General features: G+C 53.4%; 1 protein-coding gene. It reads right to left on the reverse strand.

Going from position 1 to position 1,666, the window contains the following annotated elements; translation table 11 throughout:
* Positions 1 to 102: 102 nt before the first annotated feature.
* A protein-coding gene (locus EPJ54_RS19600; protein WP_404943211.1) for an IS3 family transposase occupies positions 103 to 1,478 on the reverse strand; the annotation gives its coding sequence in 2 pieces (ribosomal slippage) (positions 103 to 984 and positions 987 to 1,478; 1,374 coding nt in all).
* Positions 1,479 to 1,666 lie beyond the last annotated feature (188 nt).

Raw genomic sequence — 1,666 nt, forward strand, 5'->3', positions numbered from 1 at the left:
GCACGGTGGTCGTCAAGTAAGACCGCGTTATCGTTCATCGGGGGCAAGCCCCTCCCACATTTGAATGTGTGAAGTGCGCCCCAAAAGCTGGACAGCTGTTGGTTAGGCTACAGCGGACCGGGTCCTGTACGCTACAGGGCTCAGTCCGCCAAGCTTCACTTTGATTCGCTTATGGTTGTAGTAATGGATGTACTCATCCAGCCCCGCTTGCAACTGCTCCACGCTTTCAAAGCTTTCCCGATAGTAGAACTCTGACTTCAGCGTGCCGAAGAAACTCTCCATTGTGGCGTTGTCATGGCAGTTTCCTTTGCGTGACATGCTTTGCTCCAGCCCTGCTTTTTCTAGCCTCTCCCGGTACTTTGGATATCGATAGTGCCAGCCTTGATCTGAATGCAGCATTGGCTTGCCGCCCTCAGGTAAGCCTTCAATAGCTTTTTCCAGCATCTCGCCCACCAAGGCATATTGGGGACGTATTGCCGTCTGATAGGCCACGATTTCTCCGTTGTACAAGTCCAAAACTGGGGACAAGTACAGCTTTTTGCCGGCCACTTTGAACTCGGTGACATCCGTCACCCATTTCTGATTCGGTTGCTCAGCCTCGAACTGACGAGCCAAGGTGTTGGGCGACACTTCGCCCATCGGCCCTTTATACGACCTGTATTTCTTAGGCCGCACCGTGCATTTCAGACCCAGCTCCCCCATCAGTCGTCGTACCGTTTTACCGTTGATCAGCGATCTTTCTTTACGTAGTTCTAGCGTCATCCGACGGTAACCAAAGCGGCCCTTATGCTCGTTTTGGATGGTCTGGATAGAAGCTTTGATCGAGGAAAATCGGTCCGCAACGCCCATCGCCTTGAGTTGGTAGTAGTACGTACTTCGCGCAAGGCTCACTAGCTTGAGCAAGTCACGCAAGGGAAAGTGTTGCTTAAGCTCACTGACTAATCGGGCTTTTTCTTCTGTTCTTTCTCCCGCCTCATCACCGCCTCGCCTAACTCCCCAAGCTTTTTTAGATAAGCGTTCTCCATCCGTAGGTATTGGAGCTCATCAAGTAACGTCTTGTGCTCAGGCTCAGGGCTGGTGAGTGGGGCAGCGGTTTTGCGTGGTTTAGCAGGTGGTTTAGGCATAGCGGTGCTCAGTCCTCTTTTCCCTGACTCCAGGGCTTCAATACCGCCACTGTAATACTGCTGTTGCCATCTGCCCACCTGAGTGGAATCCCCCAAGTTGAAAAGCGCCGCTGCGCGGCGCAAGGAAAGGGAGTCATCCCACATGCGCCGTAGAACAGAGAACTTGAACAAGGCACTGTAACGCTGGCCGGTACTGCTCAAGCTGGCCTCACCGTGTAATCGATAAGCCTCGACCCAACGACGAAGCAAGGTGGGGTCCATTTGAAATTGAGCGGCGACCCGGCGAAACCCTCGGCCTCGCTCAAGGAAAGCGGTGATGGCAGATAGCTTGAACTGCGTGGTGTACTTGCTCATGAAAACGCCCCAGAAATTGGATGGGTGTCCAACTTCTGGGGCGCACTTCAGAGTGTCAGCCACTTATTTGTTGACTGACCCGGCGCTATCGGGGGCAAGCCCCCTCCCACATTTGGATCTCCACAGGTCAGAGATCTCCATAGGTCAGGTAGACCTCGGCCTGGTTTTGCTCTGTCTTTTGCTGTCTT

Origin of the sequence: Vitreimonas flagellata (assembly GCF_004634425.1) — a bacterium.
In the GTDB taxonomy this organism is placed as follows: Bacteria; Pseudomonadota; Alphaproteobacteria; order Caulobacterales; family Aquidulcibacteraceae; genus Vitreimonas; species Vitreimonas flagellata.